General features: G+C 61.7%; 21 protein-coding genes. 13 read left to right on the top strand and 8 right to left on the bottom strand.

Features of this window, described 5'->3' with window-relative positions:
- The first annotated feature begins 39 nt into the window (after positions 1-39).
- A complete protein-coding gene (locus PSH76_RS28500) occupies positions 40-1,074 on the top strand; it encodes a type IV pilus twitching motility protein PilT (protein ID WP_305493299.1) in 1,035 nt (344 codons plus the stop codon).
- A gap of 148 nt (positions 1,075-1,222) precedes the next feature.
- Here the strand turns inward: PSH76_RS28500 and PSH76_RS28495 are convergent, their stop codons facing one another.
- Positions 1,223-1,861, bottom strand: a complete 639-nt coding sequence (locus PSH76_RS28495; RefSeq protein ID WP_305493298.1) for a C40 family peptidase — start codon at positions 1,859-1,861, stop codon at positions 1,223-1,225.
- Positions 1,862-2,110: 249 nt separating this feature from the next.
- On the opposite strand from PSH76_RS28495, the gene PSH76_RS28490 reads away from it, so the two are divergent.
- Positions 2,111-2,539: a TM2 domain-containing protein gene (locus PSH76_RS28490; protein ID WP_032894720.1), complete on the top strand. Its 429-nt coding sequence runs from the start codon at positions 2,111-2,113 to the stop codon at positions 2,537-2,539.
- 145 nt (positions 2,540-2,684) lie between these two features.
- Here PSH76_RS28490 and PSH76_RS28485 read toward each other — a convergent pair whose 3' ends face one another.
- From PSH76_RS28485 to gshB, 7 genes are all read right to left on the bottom strand, one after another.
- Positions 2,685-3,956, bottom strand: a complete 1,272-nt coding sequence (locus PSH76_RS28485) for a dihydroorotase (protein WP_305493297.1) — start codon at positions 3,954-3,956, stop codon at positions 2,685-2,687.
- Complete coding sequence (locus tag PSH76_RS28480; protein WP_014720325.1) at positions 3,953-4,957, bottom strand: aspartate carbamoyltransferase catalytic subunit; 1,005 nt, start codon at positions 4,955-4,957, stop codon at positions 3,953-3,955. Before PSH76_RS28480 ends, PSH76_RS28485 begins: the two co-directional genes overlap by 4 nt.
- 24 nt (positions 4,958-4,981) lie before the next feature.
- Positions 4,982-5,488, bottom strand: a complete 507-nt coding sequence (pyrR, locus tag PSH76_RS28475) for a bifunctional pyr operon transcriptional regulator/uracil phosphoribosyltransferase PyrR (RefSeq protein ID WP_032894723.1) — start codon at positions 5,486-5,488, stop codon at positions 4,982-4,984.
- A 148-nt stretch (positions 5,489-5,636) separates the two neighbouring features.
- On the bottom strand, positions 5,637-6,074 hold the full coding sequence (gene ruvX / locus PSH76_RS28470) for a Holliday junction resolvase RuvX (RefSeq protein ID WP_003195067.1): 438 nt from the start codon (positions 6,072-6,074) through the stop codon (positions 5,637-5,639).
- Positions 6,074-6,643, bottom strand: coding sequence for a YqgE/AlgH family protein (locus PSH76_RS28465; RefSeq protein WP_032894725.1), 570 nt, complete (start codon positions 6,641-6,643; stop codon positions 6,074-6,076). Before PSH76_RS28465 ends, ruvX begins: the two co-directional genes overlap by 1 nt.
- Positions 6,644-6,703: 60 nt before the next feature.
- The gene (locus tag PSH76_RS28460; protein ID WP_032894731.1) at positions 6,704-7,609 is read right to left on the bottom strand and encodes an energy transducer TonB; all 906 of its coding nucleotides are present in this window, start codon (positions 7,607-7,609) and stop codon (positions 6,704-6,706) included.
- A gap of 77 nt (positions 7,610-7,686) precedes the next feature.
- Complete coding sequence (gene gshB / locus PSH76_RS28455) at positions 7,687-8,640, bottom strand: glutathione synthase (RefSeq protein WP_003195061.1); 954 nt, start codon at positions 8,638-8,640, stop codon at positions 7,687-7,689.
- Between the two features lie 238 nt (positions 8,641-8,878).
- Between gshB and pilG the strand changes: the two genes are divergently transcribed.
- The 11 genes from pilG to PSH76_RS28400 all read left to right on the top strand — a co-directional run bounded on the left by pilG (position 8,879) and on the right by PSH76_RS28400 (position 21,227).
- Complete coding sequence (gene pilG / locus PSH76_RS28450; RefSeq protein ID WP_014720321.1) at positions 8,879-9,286, top strand: twitching motility response regulator PilG; 408 nt, start codon at positions 8,879-8,881, stop codon at positions 9,284-9,286.
- A 46-nt stretch (positions 9,287-9,332) separates the two neighbouring features.
- Positions 9,333-9,698 (top strand): twitching motility response regulator PilH, encoded by a 366-nt coding sequence (pilH, locus tag PSH76_RS28445; RefSeq protein ID WP_014720320.1) that lies wholly within the window; start codon positions 9,333-9,335, stop codon positions 9,696-9,698.
- An 11-nt stretch (positions 9,699-9,709) separates the two neighbouring features.
- Complete coding sequence (locus PSH76_RS28440) at positions 9,710-10,234, top strand: chemotaxis protein CheW (protein WP_305493296.1); 525 nt, start codon at positions 9,710-9,712, stop codon at positions 10,232-10,234.
- Positions 10,231-12,282: a methyl-accepting chemotaxis protein gene (locus tag PSH76_RS28435; RefSeq protein ID WP_032894736.1), complete on the top strand. Its 2,052-nt coding sequence runs from the start codon at positions 10,231-10,233 to the stop codon at positions 12,280-12,282. The genes PSH76_RS28440 and PSH76_RS28435 overlap by 4 nt, the downstream gene beginning before the upstream one ends.
- Positions 12,283-12,451: 169 nt before the next feature.
- Complete coding sequence (locus PSH76_RS28430; RefSeq protein WP_305493295.1) at positions 12,452-18,268, top strand: Hpt domain-containing protein; 5,817 nt, start codon at positions 12,452-12,454, stop codon at positions 18,266-18,268.
- Positions 18,261-18,716: a chemotaxis protein CheW gene (locus PSH76_RS28425; protein WP_003195048.1), complete on the top strand. Its 456-nt coding sequence runs from the start codon at positions 18,261-18,263 to the stop codon at positions 18,714-18,716. Before PSH76_RS28430 ends, PSH76_RS28425 begins: the two co-directional genes overlap by 8 nt.
- Positions 18,717-19,167: 451 nt before the next feature.
- The gene (locus tag PSH76_RS28420; RefSeq protein WP_032894742.1) at positions 19,168-19,407 is read left to right on the top strand and encodes a DUF6124 family protein; all 240 of its coding nucleotides are present in this window, start codon (positions 19,168-19,170) and stop codon (positions 19,405-19,407) included.
- 61 nt (positions 19,408-19,468) lie between these two features.
- Positions 19,469-20,098, top strand: a complete 630-nt coding sequence (locus tag PSH76_RS28415; protein WP_305493294.1) for a nucleotidyltransferase domain-containing protein — start codon at positions 19,469-19,471, stop codon at positions 20,096-20,098.
- On the top strand, positions 20,061-20,498 hold the full coding sequence (locus PSH76_RS28410) for a hypothetical protein (RefSeq protein WP_305493293.1): 438 nt from the start codon (positions 20,061-20,063) through the stop codon (positions 20,496-20,498). Before PSH76_RS28415 ends, PSH76_RS28410 begins: the two co-directional genes overlap by 38 nt.
- A gap of 158 nt (positions 20,499-20,656) precedes the next feature.
- The gene (locus PSH76_RS28405; RefSeq protein WP_370874624.1) at positions 20,657-20,830 is read left to right on the top strand and encodes a polymorphic toxin type 44 domain-containing protein; all 174 of its coding nucleotides are present in this window, start codon (positions 20,657-20,659) and stop codon (positions 20,828-20,830) included.
- On the top strand, positions 20,811-21,227 hold the full coding sequence (locus tag PSH76_RS28400) for a hypothetical protein (RefSeq protein ID WP_305493292.1): 417 nt from the start codon (positions 20,811-20,813) through the stop codon (positions 21,225-21,227). Before PSH76_RS28405 ends, PSH76_RS28400 begins: the two co-directional genes overlap by 20 nt.
- Positions 21,228-21,367 lie beyond the last annotated feature (140 nt).

Raw genomic sequence — 21,367 nt, 5'->3', positions numbered from 1 at the left:
TATGGAGTCCGCGGCATTCTACTGGAAATGGAAAGCCCTATGGATATCACGCAATTGCTGGCGGCCAGCGTAAGCCGAGGCGCCTCAGACCTGCATCTGTCAGCCGGCCTGGCACCGATGCTGCGCATTGATGGCGAGGTTTGGCCCCTGGATGGGCCGGCGCTGAACGCTACCCAGGTGGTCGACTTATTGAGCCCTTTGCTGAATAAACATCAACAAAAGGATTTCGAAACATCTCTTGAAACGGATTTTTCCTTCGAATTGCCAGGCGTCGCCCGGTTCCGGGCGAACGTGTTCCGCCAGGATCGCGGCGTGGGTGCGGTGTTTCGGGCTATCCCGGCTGAGGTACAGAGCCTGGAGGACCTGGGATTGAGCGAGGTGTTCCAGCGAATCGCCCGCCTCCCGCGCGGCCTAGTGCTGGTGACCGGGCCTACCGGCTCCGGCAAATCCACGACCCTGGCGGCGATGATCGACGACCTCAACCGGCATCGACGCCAGCATATCCTCACGCTGGAAGACCCCATCGAGTTTATCCACAGGCCGAAAATGGCCTTGGTCAACCAGCGCCAGGTGCATCGCGACACCCACAGTTTCTCGGTGGCCCTGCGTTCAGCCCTGCGCGAAGACCCGGATGTGATCCTGGTGGGTGAACTGCGCGACCTGGAAACCATCCGCCTGGCGCTGACGGCGGCAGAGACCGGGCACCTGGTGTTTGGCACCTTGCACACCTCGTCGGCGGTAAAGACAGTAGACAGGCTGGTGGACGTCTTCCCGGCCGGGGAGAAGGCGATGGTCCGCTCGATGCTGTCGGAGTCGCTGCAGGCGGTGGTGTCTCAGGTGCTGGTGAAGAAGGTGGGCGGCGGGCGCGTGGCCGCCCATGAAATCATGCTGGGCACCCCGGCGATTCGTAACTTGATTCGCGAAGACAAGGTGGCGCAGATGGTTTCGGCTATTCAGACGGGTGGGGCGTTGGGGATGAAGACCCTGGATATGAGTTTGAAGGCGTTGGTCGGCGCGGGAGTGATTAGCCGGGAAGAGGCGCGGGAGAAGGCGAGGGTGCCGGCAGATATCTAAAACGCACAGACACACAATGTGGGAGCTGGCTTGCCTGCGATAGCGGACTGTCAGGCGCTCTCTCTGCCAACTGACACACCGTCATCGCAGGCAAGCCAGCTCCCACATTTGATTGCATTTCAAATGGGGAGCTTCAGTGGCGCCTGGCTTAGCGCTGCACGATCCGCAAGTTGCTGTTCTGCTCTTTAGGCAGTACCCGCTTGGCAATCACGTAGTTCTTGTTCCAGAACGGCTTTTTCAGCGTGTCGATGCTCACCGACTTGCCACGGCGCGGTGCGTGGATAAAGCGGTCGTTGCCCAGGTAGATGGCAACGTGGTTGACCTGGCGGCTCTTGAGCTTGAAGAACAACAGGTCGCCAGGTTTCAGGTCCTTGCGGTCGACCTTCAACCCATGGCCGGCCGCCATGGCGTTGGAGGTGCGGGGCAGGTCCACTGCTTTTACATCGTTAAATGCGTATTTCACCAGGCCGCTGCAGTCGAACCCTTTACTTGGGCTGCTGCCGCCCCAACGATAAGGTGTACCGAGCACGTTGACGGCACGGCTCAAGACGTTGCTGCTTTGCTTGGTGTTCACGGCCAGTTGGGTGGAAAGCGCTTTGCCGTTGGCCTTGCTCAGTTGAGTCGGGCGGCTGACGGTTGGCTTTGCCGATTTGGCAGGGCTGGGCGTGCTATGGACTTTAGGGGTGAAACCGTTAACGTTCGGAAGTCGTTGCTCACGATTGGTGGCGTGGGCGGCCAGTGGCATTAATAGGCAAATGGTTAGCCATGTCTTGAAAAATGGTCGCATTAGGCGTGGCTCTTATGGGTTTGCGCGCAACTTTATAACAGCTTTTTGTGCTGTTCTCAGGCCGTTTGTCGACTGAACCTTGGGGTCAAACTCAGGAAAAACGCGACGATTCGCCGCAATTGTCCTACACAAGGCAGGTGGCACAAGGCTTTGAGGGCAGGAAGATACCATTTACCGTACGTCGGGCGCCCGTAAAAAAGTCACAAAGAAAATGAAAAAATTTATCTATCGAAGCAAAAGAGGTCCTTCATGAACACCTATCAACAGGTTGGTCAGCAGCACGATACCCACAGTAAGGCGATTGGTTACCTGCTGTGGATTTTCGGTTTTACCGGGGCTCATCGCTTTTATTACGGCAAGCCCGTGACCGGTACGATCTGGTTTTTCACTTTCGGCTTGTTCGGCATTGGCTGGCTGATCGACTTGTTCCTGATCCCGGCCATGGACCGTGAAGCCGACCTGCGGTTTACCGCTGGGCCCATCGAATACAACGTGGCCTGGATTCTGTTGGCGTTCCTGGGGGTGTTTGGTGTGCACCGCATGTATCAGGGCAAATGGATCACCGGCCTGATCTACCTGCTGACCGGCGGTTTGTTCCTGGTCGGGGTGCTGTATGACTTCTGGACGTTGAACACGCAGATCTCGATCCGCAATGCCGAGCGCAACAGCGGCCGCTGAGCACTGATCGTTCCCACGCTCCGCTGATCGTTCCCACGCTCCGCGTGGGAATGCAGCCCAGGACGCTCCGCGTCCACCTTTGGAGTGCTGACGCAGAGCGTCACAGGATGCGTTCCCACGCAGAGCGTGGGAACGAGCTTGCGCGTCAAGCCTGGTAGCTGATCCGCCCATCCATCAAGGTATACCGCACCGTCGCCGGCAGGCTGTGGCCGATGAACGGGCAGTTTTCGCCCTTGGACAACCAACGCTCCCCGGCCACCGTCGAGCTTGCCAGGTCGAACAGCACCAGGTCCGCCGGTGAGCCCACCGCCAACTGGCCCGCCGGCAAGCGCAGGGCTTCGGCCGGGCCGGTGCTCAGGCGTGCCAGCAGTGTCGGCAGGTCCAGCAAGCCGTCTTCGACCAGCGTCATCGCCAATGGCAGCAACAACTCCACACTGCTGATGCCCGGCTCGGTCGCGCCAAACGGTGCCAGCTTGGCGTCTCGCTCGTGAGGTTGGTGATGGCTGGAAATCGCCGACACCACACCCGACTTCACCGCCGCACGCAAACCATCACGGTCAGCCTTGGTGCGCAGCGGGGGCTGTACGTGGTACAGGCTAGAGAAGTCGATCAGCGCCTCATCCGTCAGGATCAGTTGGTACAGGGCGACATCGGCCGTTACCCGCAAGCCACGGGCCTGGGCCTGGGCGATCAGGGCCACGCCCCGGGCGCTGGTCAACTGGCTGAAATGCGCACGCACGCCGCTTTGTTCCACCAGCAACAGGTCGCGGGCGAGGGCCACGGTTTCTGCGGTTTCCGGAATGCCCGGCAGGCCGAGGAAGCTGGCCACTGCGCCTTCATGGGCCAGGCCACCTTCGGCCAGGTCGCGGTCCTGGGAATGGAAGATCACCGTCAAGTCGAAGGTGGCCGCGTATTCCAGGGCGCGGCACAAGGTGCGTGTGCTGCGAAAGCTTTCCAGGCCATTGCCGAAGGCCACGCAACCGGCGTCACGCAGGGCGATCAGTTCGGCAAGTTGTTCGCCGTCCAGGCCCTTGCTCAAGGCGCCAATGGGAAACACTTTGCAATTGCCGGCTTCGCGGGCGCGGTCGAGGATCAGCTCGGTCACGGCCGACGTGTCCAGCACCGGCTTGGTATTAGGCGGGCAGCACAGGCTGGTCACGCCACCGGCGGCGGCGGCCTGGGTTTCGCTGGCGATGCTGCCTTTGCGGCTGTAGCCCGGCTCGCGCAGGGCGACATTCAGGTCCACCAGCCCAGGCGCGGCCACCAGGCCCTTGGCATCGATGCTCTGGCCGGCGTTGAAGCCTGCGGGGGCGGCGCCGATGGCGACGATCTTGCCGGCGTCCAGGTGTAGATCGGTAACTTGGTCCAGGCCACTGGCCGGGTCGATGACTCGGGCGCCGAGAATGCTGAGCTTCACTGGGCCTGCTCCTGCTCGAATTGACGTTGCGCGGTTTGCCCGCTCATGGCCATGGACAGCACAGCCATGCGCACCGCGATGCCGTAGGTCACTTGGTTGAGAATCACCGATTGCGGGCCGTCGGCCACCGCCGACTCGATTTCCACGCCACGGTTGATCGGCCCCGGGTGCATCACGATGGCATCCGGCTTGGCCTTGGCCAGGCGTGCGGTGGTCAGGCCGAACAGTCGGTAGAACTCACCTTCGCTGGGCAACAAGCCCCCGGCCATACGCTCGCGTTGCAGGCGCAGCATGATCACCACGTCCACATCCTTGAGGCCCTCGGCCATGTCGGTGTAGACCTTCACGCCATACTGTTCGATACCGATGGGCAGCAAGGTTTTGGGCGCGATCACGCGAATATCCGGGCAACCCAGGGCCTTGAGGGCCAGCATGTTCGAACGTGCTACCCGCGAATGCAGGATGTCGCCGACGATGGCCACCGAGAGGTTTTCAAAGCTGCCTTTGTGCCGACGAATGGTGAGCATGTCGAGCATGCCCTGGGTCGGGTGCGCGTGGCGGCCGTCGCCGCCATTGATGATTGCCACGTTCGGGCACACATGCTCGGCGATGAAATGCGCAGCGCCGGAGTCGCCGTGGCGTACTACGAACATGTCGGCCGCCATGGCTTCCAGGTTGCGCAGGGTGTCGAGCAGGGTTTCGCCCTTGCTCGCCGACGAGGTGGACACGTTCAGCGTGATCACATCGGCCGACAGCCGCTGGGCCGCCAGTTCAAAGGTGGTGCGGGTGCGGGTGGAGTTCTCGAAGAACACGTTGCAGATGGTTTTACCGCGCAGCAGCGGGACTTTCTTCACCGCCCGGCCACCGACTTCCAGGAACGAGTCGGCGGTGTCGAGGATTTCGGTGAGCAGTTCGCGGGGCAAACCGTCGAGGGACAAGAAGTGTTGCAACTGGCCCTGAGCATTGAGCTGCAGCGGGCGCTTGGCATCTAGAGGCGTCATCGCGGGGACTCTGTACAAGGCGGTTTAAAGGGCAAGGTCTTGCAGTTCGAGTTCGAGCGGCGTGGGACCGGACAATTTTACCCGCTGCTGGGGGGCAAGCGACAGGGTTGCGCCTACGACGTCCGGGCTGATCGGCAGCTCGCCGGCATCCAGGTCCAGCAGGCACACCAGGGTCACGCTGGCCGGGCGGCCATAGTCGAACAGCTCGTTCAGGGCGGCGCGGATGGTGCGGCCGCTCATCAGCACGTCGTCGATCAATACCAGGTGCTGGCCTTCGATCTCGAAGGGCAGGGCCGAAGGGCGCACCTGCGGATGCAGGCCGTTCTGGCTGAAGTCGTCGCGGTAGAAGGACACGTCCAGGGTGCCCAGGGGCGAATCACTGCCCAGTTCTTTGAGTAGCGCCTGGGCCACCCACACGCCACCGGTGCGTATGCCGATAAAACGCGGTTCGCTGATGGCACGGTGTTCCAGGTGCGCCTTGAGGCGTATCGCCATCTGGCTGATCAGTTCGGCAGGGTTCGGCAAGCTCATGGTGGCTCCTTGTTAAGTGTGTAGGAGCGAGCTTGCTCGCGAAAAACGTCAACGATAACGCGTGAAAACCTGGAAGTGCGCGGTGCCTGTGAGTTCTTCGCGAGCAAGCTCGCTCCTACAAAAACGGCATAGCAGCAAGCCGCGTCAGTCAGGATTCAAATAAAGCGGTGTTTTCATCCAGCCAGCCCTGCAACAGCAAGGCGGCGGCGATGGCGTCCACCGGGTTGTCGCGATAACTGCCCTTTTGCCCGCCACGGTCACGGCGCTCACCCTTGGCTTCAAAGGTGGTGAGGCGTTCGTCGTGGGTATAGAAGGGCAGGTTGTAGCGGCCATTGAGGCGGCGCGCGAACTTCTCGGCGCGCAGGCACATGTCACTGGGGGTGCCATCCATGTTCAGGGGCAGGCCGACTACCACTGCGTCAGGCTTCCATTCTTTGATGAGGGCTTCGACCTGGTTCCAGTCCGGCACGCCGTTCTGGGCCTTGAGGGTGCACAGCTCGCGGGCCTGGCCGGTGATGACCTGGCCAACTGCTACGCCGATCTGTTTGGTGCCGTAGTCAAAACCGAGGATCAGACGCAAAGCCATCAGGCGTGCCCCGCCTGGCTGGTCAGCAGGCTGAGGTTGACCCGCAGCTTGGCCGCGGCCGCTTCCAGGCGCAGTTCGCTGGCGGTGTTGAACAGGATGTCAGCGTCGAACGGGCAGGTCAGCCAGGCATTGCTGGCCAGTTCGGCCTCCAGTTGCCCGGCTTCCCAACCGGCGTAGCCCAGGGTGATCACACTTTGCTCAGGGCCGACGCCATCGGCGATGGCGAACAGCACGTCCTGGGACGTGGACAGTGACACGCCTTCAAGGTCTACCGTGGCCTGGTACTTCGGCCCGGTGGGGTGCAAGACAAAACCGCGATCGGTCTGCACCGGCCCGCCGATGTAGATCGGCACGTGCTGGCAGCTTGCCGGCGGGTCGATTTCCGGGCGCAGTTGCTCAAGGATATCGGCCAGGTTCAGCTCCTGCGGGCGGTTGACCACCAACCCCATGGCACCATTGGCCGTGTGCTCGACGATGTAGGTCAAGGTCTGCGCAAAGTTCGGGTCGGCCATATGGGGCATGGCGATCAGGAATTGGTGCTTGAGGTAAGTCGGGCTGACGTTTTTCATGTCCGCTAGTGTGGCGTTGGAGGGGCGAACTGACAAGTGCGGGCGCGATCAGCAGGGGAGTCAGTTACTGGACAACCGATCGCCCTTGGCAAACCGCCAAGTGCGGATGATTTCCAGGCGGTCCACGTCGTTCAAGTCGCCGCTGAACGGCGCAAAGGGCGCGGCCAGCCGTACGATGCGTTGCGCGGCCTGGTCCAGCAGCGGCTGGCCGGAGGACTCCAGCACCTGCACTTCATACAGCGAGCCGTCACGGTTGATCGACACCAGTAAGCGCAAATTGCCATAAATCTGCTGGCGCCGCGCCTCGTCCGGGTAGTTGAGGTTGCCAATGCGTTCGACCTTCTTGCGCCACTCGTCCTTATACCAGGCGCCTTTGTCGCGCATGGTTGAGGCGGCGTTCAGGCGGTAGATGCGCGGGCGCTTGGCATACAGCTGTTGCTCGTGGGCCAGCTCGGCTTCCAGGCTGGAAATTTCGTCGGACAACGTCGAGCTGTCGAACGTCGGCGCAGGTTTCACCGGTTCGGGCTTGGGTTCGGTCTTGGCCTTTTCGCGCTGGGTCGGGGCTTTTTGCGGCTTGGGCGCGACGGTGGTTACCGCAGCCTTGGGCGCGGCCTGCCTGACCTCGGGCTTGGGCGCCGGCGGCGGGGTGACCTTCTTGACCTGGTTGTCGTGAAAGGGCGCCACTTCGGTGGTCTTGGGCACGGCTTTCTTGTCGAGGGTGCCGCTGCCCTGCTGGTTGTCCTGGGCGAGAAAATCAGCCTTTTCGGGCTTCTTTTCGCTCTTGAACGTGGCGAGGGTGATTTCCAGGGTCTTGGTAATCTGCTTGGGTTCGACCAGGGTGAACCCCACCCCCAGGAGCAGGGCGAGGTGAATCAGCGCAGCGAGAAACAGGGTAAATCCGAGACGATCAGCCGGGCGCACGCCGCTATGGGTGAATTCGGGGGGCAGATCGGACGGGAGTGTCATGACAAGAAAACCAACATCGCGCGTTTCACAGGTGGCGCATGATAACGCAATGTTGGTGTGTGTCCGGCTGTTCTATGTCACTTGGCTTTTAGCTTGCGCTCAATGGCGGCCATCAGCATTTCGCCGATGTTCGTGCCAAATGCATTGTCGATCTCGCGAATACAGGTCGGGCTGGTGACGTTGATTTCAGTGAGGTTCTCACCAATTACGTCGAGTCCGACAAACAGCAGGCCTTTTTCCCGCAGGGTCGGGCCGACTTGAGCGGCGATCCAGCGGTCCTTGTCCGACAACGGCCGCGCTTCACCGCGACCACCGGCGGCCAGGTTGCCACGGGTCTCGCCGGCTGCCGGGATACGCGCCAGGCAATAATCCACCGGCTCGCCGTCGATCATCAGGATGCGCTTGTCACCGTCCTTGATCGCCGGCAGGTAGGCCTGCCCCATGATCTGCTGGGTGCCCAGGGCGGTCAGGGTTTCGAGGATCACCGACAGGTTCGGGTCGCCGGCGCGGTGACGGAAGATCGAGGTGCCGCCCATGCCGTCCAGCGGCTTGAGGATCACATCGCCATGCTTGGCGGCGAATTCACGCAGTACATCGGCGCGGCGGCTGACCACGGTCGGTGGCGTGCACTGCGGGAACAGGGTGGCGAACAGCTTTTCATTGCAATCGCGCAGGCTTTGCGGCTTGTTGACGATCAACACGCCAGCCCGTTCGGCCTGCTCCAGCAGGTAGGTGGAGTACACAAACTCCATGTCGAACGGCGGGTCCTTGCGCATCAGGATCACGTCGAGGTCGCTCAGCGGGCTGTCGATTTCGTCCGAAAGCTCGAACCACTTCTCAGGGTTGGCGAACACCTGCAGCGGGCGCATGCGTGCGCGGGCCTCGCCGTCACCCTGGTAAAGATCGCGCTGCTCCATATAGAACAAGGTCCAGCCGCGGGCCTGGGCGGCCAGGAGCATGGCCAGCGAACTGTCCTTTTTATAGGAAATGCTGGCGATAGGGTCCATGACAATGCCGACGCGAACGCTCATGGGGATTTCCTCTAGCAAATTAGGGCGCATAAAAGTGGCGTCAGAGTGGCGCTGCGGCTGTTGTGGGTCAAGGAAAAACCACTGGGCGGGTGCCTCGATAGATTGCGCCAGGAGACTGTGCTAAAAAGGCTGGCACGGCGCAGCAGCCCTTGTATTCCAAGGCTTGCGGCGTTCATCCTGTGCAACATCAGGCAGTACACACCGAAAACCGATTCGCTGTGGCGATGGTAGAGCAGATATGGAACAGCATTCCAACGCCTTGAAGGTGATGGTGATCGACGATTCGAAAACGATCCGCCGCACCGCCGAGACGCTGTTGAAGAACATGGGGTGCGAGGTCATCACGGCGATCGACGGTTTCGACGCCCTGGCCCGTATTGTCGATCATCACCCGCACATTATCTTTGTCGACATCATGATGCCGCGCCTGGATGGCTACCAGACCTGCGCCCTGGTGAAGAACAACCCGGCGTTCAAATCGATCCCGGTGATCATGCTGTCCTCCAAGGACGGCCTGTTCGACAAGGCCAAGGGGCGCATCGTGGGTGTCGATCAGTTTTTGACCAAGCCTTTCAGCAAGGAAGAACTGCTGGGGGCGATCAAGGCCTATGTGCCTGGGTTCGCCGCAGTAGAACAAGCACACTGACGCCGCCTCACGAGGGCCGGCGCCGACCAATGTAGCGGGGAAAACCATGGCACGTGTTCTGATCGTCGACGATTCGCCGACTGAAATGTACAAACTCACCGGCATGCTGGAAAAGCATGGCCACCAGGTGCTCAAAGCCGAAAACGGCGCGGATGGCGTGGCCCTGGCCCGCCAGGAAAAGCCCGACGCGGTGCTGATGGATATCGTGATGCCTGGCCTCAATGGCTTCCAGGCCACGCGCCAGTTGTCCAAGGAGCCGGAAACCAACGGTATCCCGATCATCATCATTACCACCAAAGACCAGGAAACCGACAAGATCTGGGGCGCGCGCCAGGGCGCCAAAGACTACCTGACCAAGCCGGTGGATGAAGAAACCCTGATTGCCACCCTGAACAAGGTGCTGGCCGGCTAAGGCTTGCGATCATGACCGAGTCGCAAACCGCCTTCGAGCTGCTGCTGGACATCGACCGCCGCTGCCGCTTGCTGGCCGCGGACCTGCCGTCCCAGGAAACGCGCCTGCAACGCTGGAGCGGCATCGCTTTTCGCGTAGGGCCAAACGCCTACGTGGCGCCCATGGGCGAAGTCGCCGAGGTATTGCATGAGCCACGTTGCACCTTGATGCCGGGGGTCAAGCCCTGGGTCAAAGGCGTGGCCAACCTGCGCGGGCGCTTGCTGCCGGTGATGGACCTGGGCGGTTTCCTGGGCCTTGAGTTATCCAAGGCGCGCAAGCAACGGCGGGTGCTGGTGGTGGAGTTCAACGACCTGTTTGTCGGGCTGCTGGTAGACGAGGTGGTAGGCATGCAGCATTTCCCATTGGACGCCTGGGTGGCCAGCACCGCCTCGAGCGCGCCGTTTATTCAGGGCCAGTTCGACGGCGACCCGCCGTGGCAGGTCTTCAGCCCCTTCGCCCTGGCCCAGGCCCCTGGCTTCATGGATGTTGCCGCATGAGCACCGCTACTACGCCCAAACCCCAGGCCGCTTCGCGCAGCCGTTCGCAGATCATCGTGCTGTTTATTGCCTTGATCGTGTTCATCATGTTGCTGTTCGCCAACTTCGCGTACCTCAACACCCAGTCCACCTACGACAAACAGTACATCGGCCACGCCGGTGAGCTGCGCGTGCTGTCCCAGCGCATTGCCAAGAACGCCACCGAAGCTGCCGCGGGGAAAGCGGCGGCGTTCAAGCTGCTGGGCGATGCGCGCAACGATTTTGCCCAGCGCTGGGGCTACCTGAAAAAAGGTGACCCGCAAACCGGCTTGCCGGCGGCGCCCAGTGCGGTGCGCGCTGAAATGCGGGCGGTACAGACCGACTGGGAGGCGCTGCTGAAAAACACCGACGCGATCCTGGCCAGCGAGCAGACCGTGTTGTCGTTGCACCAAGTGGCGGCGACCCTGGCCGAAACCGTGCCGCAACTGCAGATCGAGTCGGAAAAAGTCGTGGATAGCCTGCTGCAACGCGGCGCCCCGGCCAGCCAGGTGGCCTTGGCCCAACGCCAGTCGCTGCTGGCCGAACGTATCCTGGGGGCGGTCAACACCGTGCTGGCGGGGGATGAAACCGCGGTGCAGGCCGCCGATGCTTTCGGCCGCGATGCCAACCGTTTCGGCGTGGTGCTCAATGGCATGCTCAATGGCAACCCGGGGCTGCGTATCACCCAGGTCGAAGACCCGGACGCCCGGGCGCGGCTGGCGGACATTGCCGAACTGTTCGAATTTGTCTCCGGCTCCGTGGATGAAATTCTCGAGACTTCGCCGCAGTTGTTCCAGGTGCGCGCCTCGGCGAGCAATATTTTCAACCTGTCGCAAACCCTGCTCGATGAAGCCTCGCACCTGGCCACCGGTTTTGAAAACCTCGCCAGCGGGCGCAGTTTAGACACCATCGGCGGTTACGTGCTGGGCTTGCTGGCGCTGGCCTCGATCATCCTGATCGGCTTGGTCATGGTGCGCGAGACCAACCGCCAACTGCATGAAACCGCGCAGAAGAACGAGCGCAACCAGAACGCTATCATGCGCCTGCTGGATGAAATCGAAGACCTGGCCGACGGCGACCTTACCGTCACTGCCTCGGTCACCGAAGACTTCACCGGCACCATCGCAGACTCCATCAACTATTCGGTGGACCAACTGCGTGACCTGGTCGCCACCATCAACCTCACCGCCGGGCAGGTCGCGGGCGCGGTGCAGGACACCCAGGCTACCGCGATGCACCTGGCCCAGGCGTCGGAGCATCAGGCCCAGCAGATTGCCGAAGCGTCCACGGCGATCAACCAGATGGCGCAGTCCATCGACCAGGTATCGGCCAACGCGGCCGAATCCTCGGCGGTGGCCGAGCGTTCGGTGGAGATCGCCAACAAAGGCAACGAGGTGGTGCACAACACCATCCACGGCATGGACAACATTCGCGAACAGATCCAGGACACCGCCAAGCGCATCAAGCGCCTGGGCGAGTCGTCCCAGGAAATTGGCGACATCATCAGCCTGATCGACGACATCGCCGACCAGACCAACATCCTCGCCCTCAACGCCGCGATCCAGGCCAGCATGGCCGGTGACGCCGGGCGCGGCTTTGCGGTGGTGGCCGATGAAGTGCAACGGCTGGCCGAACGCTCCTCGGCGGCCACCCGGCAGATCGAAACCCTGGTACGCACCATCCAGGCCGACACCAACGAAGCGGTGATCTCCATGGAACAGACCACCACCGAAGTGGTGCGCGGCGCGCGCCTGGCCCAGGACGCCGGGGTGGCGCTGGAAGAGATCGAAGGCGTGTCCAAAACCCTGGCGGCGCTGATCCAGAGTATTTACAACGCGGCGCAGCAACAGACCTCATCGGCGGGGCAGATTTCCCTGACCATGAACGTGATCCAGCAGATCACCACGCAGACTTCGTCGGGTTCCACCGCCACCGCCGAAAGCATTGGTAACCTGGCGAAGATGGCCAGCCAGTTGCGCAGGTCGGTGTCAGGTTTCACCTTGCCGCCGCCCAAGCAGGTGGACGATTGAAATGCAATCAAAATGTGGGAGCGGGCTTGCTCGCGAATGCGGTATATCAGTCACCTGATCTATAAACTGACCCACCGCTTTCGCGAGCAAGCCCGCTCCCACATTGGATCTCCTCTTGATTTGAGATCTGAGTAACACACGCAACTCATGAATTCTAAGCGGAGCAGTTATGGTTGATCGGCACGACTACGTGGCCCTCGAATGGGTCAAGGGCGATATTGCCGAAACCCTGAAGCAGGCCCGGTCGGCCCTGGACGCGTACGTTGAAACCCATGACGACGACGCCCTCAACGAATGCCTGGCCGGTATTCACCAGGTGCATGGCGCGCTGCAAATGGTCGAGTTCTACGGCGCGGCGCTGCTGGCCGAAGAGATCGAAGAACTGGCCCTGGCGCTACAGGCCGGGCACGTCGGCCAACGCGATGAAAGTATCCGCCTGCTGCAACAAGCCCTCGGCCAATTGCCGCTGTACCTCGACCGCGTGCACAGTGCCCGCCGCGACTTGCCGCTGGTGGTGCTGCCGCTGCTCAACGACCTGCGCAGCGCCCGTGGTGAAAGCCTGCTATCGGAAACCAGCCTGTTCAGCCCGCAACTGCTATCGATCGAGCCGTTGCCAGAGCAAGCCCTGGCCCAACGGGCAACGCCGGATCTGCATGAACAGTTGCGCCAATGGCGCCACCTGCTGCAACAAGCCCTTGCCGGGTTGCTGCGTGAAGACCACGGCCCCAGCAACCTGGAAGACATGGCGCGGGTGTTCGCACGCCTCGAAGCGCTGTGCCAGGGTGCGCCGCTGCTGCCGTTGTGGCAGGTCACCTCGGCGCTGGTCGAAGGCATGCTCACCGGCGTGGTCGCCAACAGCCCGGCGCTGCGCAGCCTGCTCAAGGCCAGCGATAAACAACTCAAGCGCTTGCTGGTTCAAGGCGTCAATGGCATCAACCAGCCGGCGCCGGACGAGTTGCTCAAGAGCCTGTTGTTCTACGTCGCCAAAGTGACCCGGCCGACGCCGCGTATGCAAAGCCTGAAGGAACGCTACGGCTTGGACGAAGCCTTGCCCGACAGCGCCGTGGTCGATGCTGAACGTGCGCGGCTGGCTGGGCCGGATCGCAATGCCATGGGCTCGGTGCTCGGGGCGTTGTGTGAGGAACTGGTGCGGGTCAAGGAACGCCTGGATCTGTTCGTGCGCAGTGATCGCCAGCACACCCAGGACCTCGACCCGTTGCTGGCGCCATTGCGCCAGATCGCCGATACCCTCGCGGTGCTGGGTTTCGGCCAGCCGCGCAAAGTGATCATCGACCAACTCGCGGTGGTGTTGAGCCTGGTCCAGGGGCAGCGTGAACCCAATGACGCGGTGTTGATGGATGTGGCCGGCGCGTTGCTGTATGTCGAAGCGACGCTGGCCGGGATGATCGGCACCGTCGAACCGCAAAGCCGTGAAGACAGCCGCTTGCCCACCACCGACCTGACCCAGATTCACCAGCTAGTGATTCGTGAGTCGTGCCAGTGCCTGCGCCAAGCCAAGGAGCTGGTGATCGACTGCATCGAGGCCGACTGGGACCGTCAGCGCCTGGAATCCTTGCCCGAGCTGTTGAGCCAGGTACGCGGTGCCCTGGCGATGATTCCTTTGCCACGCGCCGCAAGTTTGATGCGCGGTTGCACCGACTACGTCGATGAGCAGTTGATGGTCAATGACGCCGCGCCTTCGGCGGCGCAACTGGGGCATTTCGCCGAGGTGGTCAGCAGCCTGGAGTACTACCTCGAACGCATGCTTCAAGACCCCGACGCGGCGGGCGAAAAAGTGCTGGAACTGGCCACCCAGGGCTTGAATGCACTGGGCTACCTGCCGGCGGAAAAACCCTGGCGCCAGGCCCTGGCCGCGCCCGAGGGGGCACTGTCCGAGGCCGCACCCAGCCAGTCCCAATTCGATGCGCTGGCGAGCCCAACCTCACGTCTCAACCCTCCGGCCTTGCAGCGTCCCGGCAGCCTGTTGCCGCCGCCGGCCGATGAAGAACCGATTGACGATGAGCTGCGCGAAGTCTTCCTTGAAGAAACCGATGAAGTCCTCGACGTGCTGCATCGCTACCTGCCCGACAGCGCGGACAAAACCGCCCAGGGCGAAATGCGCCGCGCCTTCCATACGCTCAAGGGCAGCGGCCGCATGGTGCGCGCCCTGGTGCTGGCCGAGCTGGCCTGGGCCGTGGAGAACCTGCTTAATCGCGTGCTGGAACGCAGCGTAGTCCTTGGACCTGAGGTGCAGCAGGTATTGGATGAGGCCGTGGCCCTGCTGCCGGAGCTGATCGCCGATTTTGCCACCGACGACCAACGCCAGCGCGATGAGGTCGATGCCTTGGCCGCCCGAGCCCATGCCCTGGCCAGTGGCGCCGTCACGTCGGCCACCGAGCCCCATGACCCGATGCTGCTGGAGATCTTCCGCAACGAAGCCCAAGGCCATCTGGACAGCCTCGAGTACTTCCTGCAACAGGCCGCCGAGCAGGTGCCGCTGCAGGTCAGCGATGAACTGCAACGCGCCTTGCACACCCTCAAGGGCAGCGCCTACATGGCCGGTGTGTTGCCCATCGCCGAACTGGCGCGCCCGCTGGACCACCTCACCCGTGAATACAAGGCCCACCGCCTGCCGCTGGACAAGGACGAAGTGGCGTTGCTACTTGAAGCACAAGCGCTGTTCCAGCGCGGGCTGGGTGACCTGGACCACAACCCCCTGGCGCCGATCAATGGCGCGGCCGACCTGATCAGCCGCACCCAACGCCTGCTGGACCATCAACTCGCCGCCTTGCTCGACGCGCCCACGACCGGCCTGCGCGTCAGGCGTGACCCGCACTTGATCACCAACTTCCTGGCCCAGGGCATGGACATCCTGCTCGACGCCGAAAGCCTGCTGCGTCGCTGGCAGCAACACCCCGGCGACCGTCAGGAACTCACGGCGTTGCTGGACGAGCTGACCACCCTGGGCGAGGGTGCGCACCTTGCCGACCTGCACCCTATCGACGCGTTGTGCGAAGCCTTGCTCGACCTGTATGGCGCGGTGGAAGAAAGCAGCCTGGCGGTCAGCGCCCGGTTTTTCCAGGAGGCCGAACAGGCCCATGACGCGCTGATCAACATGCTCGACCAGTTGGCCGCCGGCCAGGAAATCAGCCCCGCGCCCGCACGGTTGCAGACGTTGCGCGAGCTGCTCGATGAAGCACTGGACCCGTCCGCTACAGGCCTGATCAAAAGCGACGGCAGCCGCGCCCTGAGTATCGCCGAGTTGGGCGCGGCCACTGCGCAGCTGGATCACGCAACGGCGATGGACGACGAAATTGTCGAGATCTTCCTTGAAGAGGCCGTAGACATCCTCGACAGCGCCGGCCAGTCGCTCAAGCGCTGGCTGCTGGAACCCGAAAACGCCGCGCCCTTGTCCTCGTTGCAGCGGGACCTGCACACCCTCAAGGGCGGTGCGCGCATGGCCGAAATCGACCCGGTGGGCGACTTGGCCCATGAGCTCGAATGCGTTTATGAGGGGCTGGTGGACCGCCGCTACAGCTATTCGGCCGAGCTGTCCCAGGCACTGATGGCCAGCCACGAACGTCTGGCCCAACAGTTGGACGAACTGCAACGGCAGCAACCCTTGAGTGACGGCGCCGAGCTGGTCGAAAGGCTGCGCGAATTGCGCCAGGCCAGCAGCCCGGCAGCGCCGACTGCGGTGGCGCCTGCCTCGGGTGCCGACCCGGAATTGCTGGATATCTTCCTCGAAGAAGCCGCCGATATCCTCGACAGCTCAGGCAGCGCGTTAGTGCGCTGGCAGGCCGAGCCGGGCAATCGCCAAGAAGTGGAAACCCTGCTGCGGGACCTGCACACCCTCAAGGGTGGCGCACGCATGGTCGAGATCGGGCCAATCGGCGATCTGGCCCATGAGCTGGAGTTTCTCTACGAAGGGCTGTCCGCCGGTTTGCTCGCGCCGACCCCTGAGTTGTTCGCTCTGCTGCAAGGTTGCCATGACCGCCTGGCGCAGATGATCGACGCCGTGGCCGAGGGCTTGCCGGTGGGCTCGGTGGATAAACTCATCGAGCGCATCAAGAGCCTGGTGCACCCCAGTGATGAGCCGGTGACACCCGTGGCGCTGCCGGCTGGCAAGGCCGAAGCGGTCGCCGATCCGGCTGCCGACATGGTGAAAATCTCTGCTGACTTGCTCGATGACCTGGTCAACCTGGCCGGTGAAACCTCGATCTTCCGTGGCCGTATCGAGCAGCAAGTCAAGGATGCGCGCATTGCCTTGAGTGAGATGGAAACCACCATCGAGCGCATGCGCGACCAACTGCGCCGGCTCGACAGCGAAACCCAGGGCCGCCTCTTGAGTCGCCAGCAAGCCGAGGCCGAACGCCTGGGCTACGAAGAATTCGACCCGCTGGAAATGGACCGCCATTCGCAGCTGCAACAGCTGGCCCGTGCGCTGTCCGAATCTGCCTCCGACCTGCTCGACCTCAAGGACACCCTTGAGCGCCGCAACCAGGATGCCCACAATCTGCTGCAGCAACAGGCGCGCATCAACACCGAGTTGCAGGAAGGCCTGATGCGCACGCGCATGGTGCCTTTCGAGCGCATGTTGCCACGCCTCAAGCGCATCGTGCGGCAAGTGGCGGGCGAGTTGGGCAAGGACGTGGAGTTTATCGTCGGCAATGCCGAAGGCGAGATGGACCGCAATGTGCTGGAGCGCATGGCGGCACCCTTGGAGCATATGCTGCGCAACGCCGTCGACCACGGCCTGGAGTCGCGCGAAGTGCGGCTGGCGGCGGGCAAACCGGAGAAGGGCCGCATCACCCTGGACCTGACCCACGAAGGCGGCGACATCGTCTTCGACATGCGTGACGACGGCGCGGGTGTGCCCCTTGAAGCGGTGCGGCGCAAGGCGATCAAGCGCGGCCTGCTCGCGCCCCATCAAGAGATGAGCGACCGTGACGTGTTGCAGTTCATCCTGCAACCGGGCTTTTCCACCGCCGAAAAAATCACCCAGATTTCCGGGCGCGGCGTGGGCATGGACGTGGTGCATGAAGAAGTGCGCCAGCTCGGCGGCTCCATGGTGATCGACTCGACGCCGGGCATGGGCGTGCATTTTCGCATTCGCCTGCCGTTTACCGTGTCGGTCAATCGTGCGCTGATGGTGCACTGCGCGGACGACCAATACGCGATCCCCCTCAACACCATCGAAGGCCTGGTGCGCGTGCTGCCCCATGAATTGGCCGGGCACTACCAGCAAGACCCGCCGCACTATGAATACGCCGACCAGCGCTACGAGTTGTTCTACTTAGGCGACCTGCTGCACACCGCCAGCCGCCCGAAACTGCTGGGCCAGTACCAGCCCGTGCCGGTGCTACTGGTGCACTGCAATGAACGCCGCGTGGCGGTGCACGTGGATGCCATGGCCGGTACCCGCGAGATTGTGGTCAAAGGCTTGGGGCCGCAGTTCTCCGGGGTGCAGGGCGTGACCGGCGCGACCATCCTGGGCGACGGCCATGTGGTGCTGATCATCGACCTGCTGGCGCACATCCGCGCTCGGCAACCGGCGTTGCCGGCCCAGGCGGTGGATGCGCCGCTGATCCTCAACGATCCGCTGAAAAAACGCCCGCTGCTGGTACTGGTGGTGGACGACTCGGTCACCGTACGCAAAGTCACCAGCCGCCTGCTGGAGCGCAACGGCATGAACGTGCTCACCGCCAAGGACGGGATCGACGCCCTCGCCATCCTGGAAGAACACACCCCGGACTTGATGCTGCTCGACATCGAAATGCCGCGTATGGACGGCTTCGAAGTAGCCATTCAGATACGCAACGACCCACGCCTGATGCGCTTGCCGATCATCATGATCACCTCACGCACCGGCCAGAAACACCGCGACCGCGCCATGGCCATTGGCGTCAACGACTACCTCGGCAAGCCATACCAAGAGTCGGTACTGCTGGAAAGCATCGCCTACTGGAGCAAGTCCCATGCTTGAGCACCGCACCAGCCAACTCACCGGACTGCTGCTGCCCCTGGCCGACCGCCACCTGGTGCTGCCCAACGTTGCCGTGGCCGAGCTGATCGACTTCCAGCGCGGCGAACCGGCCAGCGATGCACCGCCGTGGTACCTGCGGCAGGTTACGTGGCGCGATCGGCAGATTCCACTGATCAGCTTTGAAGCGGCCTGCGGCGAAGCCAGCATGACGGGCGAACGCTCACGTATCGTGGTGTTGAATGCACTGGGCGGGCGACCGACGTTGAAATTCATTGCCCTGGTGATCCAGGGCATTCCGCGCTCGTACAAGCTCGACAGCGAATTGAGCTATGTGGACGTGCCCCTGTGCCCACTGGAACTGGCAGCGGTGCAAGTGGGCGAGCAGGTGGCGAAGGTGCCGGACTTGATGGGCCTTGAAGCGCTGCTGGTAGAGTCCGGCCTGGCCTGACTGATCGTTCCCACGCTCCGCGTGGGAATGCCGCCGGAGACGCTCCGCGTCCCGCCAGTCAGCACAAGGGTGACGCAGAGCGTCACAGGATGCATGCCCACGCGGAGCGTGGGAACGATCAGTGCGGCTGCGCCTTCGGATTTTTCCTGCAAGTTTTTGGGCTGTGCATGAACTTGTCGTGATTGATCGTCGCGCCTAGTCTTCACTCCGTCATCGCAAAAAACGGTGACACGGACGTGCAAGTCCGACGAAACTGTTTAGGCGTACAAACGCCCAGCCAAACAACGGGCGTTTTTTGTGCTCGCTGCTTTATGGCGGCTGCGCGCAGGAGGTCTTCGGACCTGCTGGGTGTCCTAAACAGGCCCGGTCTTGCACACCTGCGCACGGTCGCCACCCTATTCGCGTGCAAGCGAACGGTGGCGCTCCTTACTGACTGTTTAGGAGTTTCATCATGATCAAACCTACGCCCAATCCACCGCTCTTCACCGTGAACCCCCACCAAAACACCGAAACCCTGCTGGTCAATGCCAGCGAAACCCTGTCCTCGCTCAATGCGCTCACCTGCAACCTGGCCTTCGACCTGGACACTTCCCAGCGCGCCATCATGCTGGGGATTCAGCAAATGGCAGAGCTAGGCCAGCTATTGGTGGATCGAGCACTGGAACAGATATCCCCCTCCCCAGCGGCTTAAAACTTGATCGTTCCCAAAAAGGGACCTATCGTTCCCTTTTTGGGACTCATTGGCCGCTGCCATGCACACCTTGCCACTCAGTACTGCGCTCTTCACGGCCACCCAGCAAAAAGTGCTGGGCCTGCTTTTCGGCAAGCCCGACCAAAGCTTTTTCACCAATGAAATAGCCCGGTGGGCCCAGGTGGGTAAGGGTAGCCTCACCCGAGAGCTGGAGCGTTTGCAGTTGGCGGGCATCTTGAATATGACACGCCAAGGTAACCAGACTCACTACCAAGCCAACCCTCAGTGCCCGATCTACTCGGAGCTGTTGGCTATCGTGCGCAAGACGCTGAGCCTGGATGAGCCATTGCGCAATGCACTGGCACCGTTTGCCGAGCAGATAACCTGGGCGTTTATCTACGGCTCCATCGCCAAGGGTGAGGCGCACTCATCCAGTGACATAGATCTGATGCTGATTGGTCAAAGCCTCAACTACAGTGAAGTCATGGAGCAACTCATGCCGCTGGAAGAGCAACTGGGCCGCCCCATCAACCCGACGCTTTACACCCCTGAAGACTGGATCGGTAAATGGAATGCCGGGAACAGTTTCGTGCAGCGGGTTGTGCAGCAGGACAAGATCAATCTAATTGGGGGCAACCCCCTGGAATCCACGGATGGACAGCAAGGCAAACCTGGAGAATCTGCAACGTAGTGGTGGCTTGAAGGCTGAGCCGCCGGATCGCAAGGAGTGTGATGGGCTGATGCGTTCAGCCAGGGACCGTTTAAAGGATGCTGGTAATCCACAACTATCATTCGCCAGTCGTTTCGACCTGGCTTACAACGCTGCCCATGCTATCGCCCTCACGGCTTTACGTTTAAAAGGTTATCGCTCTGACAAGCGCTATCTGGTCTTTCAATGCCTGGTTCACACTGCCGAGGCGAGCAAGATGCAAGTGAGGTTATTGGCGTTGTGTCATGAGCGTCGCAACCTGGCCGAATATGAAGGTTACATGGACGAAGACGAGGCGCTTTTAGGTCAATTGATGGAGAGGGCAGCAACGCTGATGAGTAACGTGGAAGGTTTGCTGGCTAAGGTCCCCAAAAGGGACTGATCGTTCCCTCTTTGGGACCGCTATCTATCCAACACCACCGACCAATGTTGGAGTCGGCTTGCCTGCGATGGCGGACTGTCAGTCAACATCTCAGTAGCTGACCTACCGCCATCGCAGGCAAGCTGCTCCCACGCTTCAATTACGGTGCCACAGGCACGGTGCTGGGCATTCCCGAGAATGTGTTGCTGCGAGCCGCCGGTGTGGCTCAAACCGTCGCCAGAACGACTCGTCCGGATTTTGGATCATTGTGGGGCGGTGAACCTTTTGGTGATGACCCACGGGACCAATATTGGATAAGAAGAGGTATCGAATATGCCACGCAAGGCCACTAAGCGCCTCATACCTGTTCTGCGTAATTGCCTGCTTGTGATCTGCCTGCTCTATATCGGCGGCAGTTGGGTCCTGTCGCCCGGAACACCGGACCTGGATGAAGTGGTGTTGAAGCATTCCCTGGGCAACGGTATGTCGATCTATGGTGCGCGAGATGGCCAAGGTGGCGCGACGGTGGGGTTTTCCTACAGGTACTACGTGCATAAGGATTTGGGAAGTGATCAGGAAATACTCAGCGTATTAGCGTCTGCACCTCCTTTTCTCAAAACAAAAGAGCCCGATGTTCAAGTCAATAATGAGGGCGGCACCCTGCATCTGGTTATTCAGGGAGAAGTGTATGAGTACCACAGTTATGCGCTGGAGGGCCTGGGGAAGGTCAGGGTGATGATGGTGTTGTGAGAAGCTAGCGCTCAGATTTTTCCTGCAAGATGTCGGGCTGTGCATGAACTTGTTGTGATTGATCATCGCGCCTAGTCTTCGCTCCGTCATCGCAAAAAACGGTGACACGGACGTGCAAGTCCGGTTACATGTCGGCGCAC

The sequence above is a fragment of the Pseudomonas sp. FP215 genome (genome assembly GCF_030687795.1).
GTDB classification, from domain to species: Bacteria; Pseudomonadota; Gammaproteobacteria; order Pseudomonadales; family Pseudomonadaceae; genus Aquipseudomonas; species Aquipseudomonas salmasensis.
Note: the sequence above shows the minus strand (reverse complement) of the source record. Positions and strands in the feature narration are given on the sequence as shown.

What these genes read in the sequence shown, in the direction of transcription:
- pilH (WP_014720320.1), top strand. Translation starts at nt 9,333, where the DNA reads ATGGCACGTGTTCTGATCGTCGACGATTCGCCGACTGAAATGTACAAA.
- pilG (WP_014720321.1), top strand. Translation starts at nt 8,879, where the DNA reads ATGGAACAGCATTCCAACGCCTTGAAGGTGATGGTGATCGACGATTCG.
- PSH76_RS28430 (WP_305493295.1), top strand. Translation starts at nt 12,452, where the DNA reads ATGGTTGATCGGCACGACTACGTGGCCCTCGAATGGGTCAAGGGCGAT.
- PSH76_RS28435 (WP_032894736.1), top strand. Translation starts at nt 10,231, where the DNA reads ATGAGCACCGCTACTACGCCCAAACCCCAGGCCGCTTCGCGCAGCCGT.
- PSH76_RS28460 (WP_032894731.1), bottom strand. Translation starts at nt 7,609, where the DNA reads ATGACACTCCCGTCCGATCTGCCCCCCGAATTCACCCATAGCGGCGTG.
- PSH76_RS28500 (WP_305493299.1), top strand. Translation starts at nt 40, where the DNA reads ATGGATATCACGCAATTGCTGGCGGCCAGCGTAAGCCGAGGCGCCTCA.
- PSH76_RS28425 (WP_003195048.1), top strand. Translation starts at nt 18,261, where the DNA reads ATGCTTGAGCACCGCACCAGCCAACTCACCGGACTGCTGCTGCCCCTG.
- ruvX (WP_003195067.1), bottom strand. Translation starts at nt 6,074, where the DNA reads ATGGCTTTGCGTCTGATCCTCGGTTTTGACTACGGCACCAAACAGATC.
- PSH76_RS28400 (WP_305493292.1), top strand. Translation starts at nt 20,811, where the DNA reads ATGCCACGCAAGGCCACTAAGCGCCTCATACCTGTTCTGCGTAATTGC.
- pyrR (WP_032894723.1), bottom strand. Translation starts at nt 5,488, where the DNA reads ATGAGCTTGCCGAACCCTGCCGAACTGATCAGCCAGATGGCGATACGC.
- PSH76_RS28410 (WP_305493293.1), top strand. Translation starts at nt 20,061, where the DNA reads ATGGACAGCAAGGCAAACCTGGAGAATCTGCAACGTAGTGGTGGCTTG.
- PSH76_RS28440 (WP_305493296.1), top strand. Translation starts at nt 9,710, where the DNA reads ATGACCGAGTCGCAAACCGCCTTCGAGCTGCTGCTGGACATCGACCGC.
- PSH76_RS28420 (WP_032894742.1), top strand. Translation starts at nt 19,168, where the DNA reads ATGATCAAACCTACGCCCAATCCACCGCTCTTCACCGTGAACCCCCAC.
- PSH76_RS28465 (WP_032894725.1), bottom strand. Translation starts at nt 6,643, where the DNA reads ATGAAAAACGTCAGCCCGACTTACCTCAAGCACCAATTCCTGATCGCC.
- PSH76_RS28490 (WP_032894720.1), top strand. Translation starts at nt 2,111, where the DNA reads ATGAACACCTATCAACAGGTTGGTCAGCAGCACGATACCCACAGTAAG.
- PSH76_RS28495 (WP_305493298.1), bottom strand. Translation starts at nt 1,861, where the DNA reads ATGCGACCATTTTTCAAGACATGGCTAACCATTTGCCTATTAATGCCA.
- PSH76_RS28415 (WP_305493294.1), top strand. Translation starts at nt 19,469, where the DNA reads ATGCACACCTTGCCACTCAGTACTGCGCTCTTCACGGCCACCCAGCAA.
- PSH76_RS28480 (WP_014720325.1), bottom strand. Translation starts at nt 4,957, where the DNA reads ATGACGCCTCTAGATGCCAAGCGCCCGCTGCAGCTCAATGCTCAGGGC.
- gshB (WP_003195061.1), bottom strand. Translation starts at nt 8,640, where the DNA reads ATGAGCGTTCGCGTCGGCATTGTCATGGACCCTATCGCCAGCATTTCC.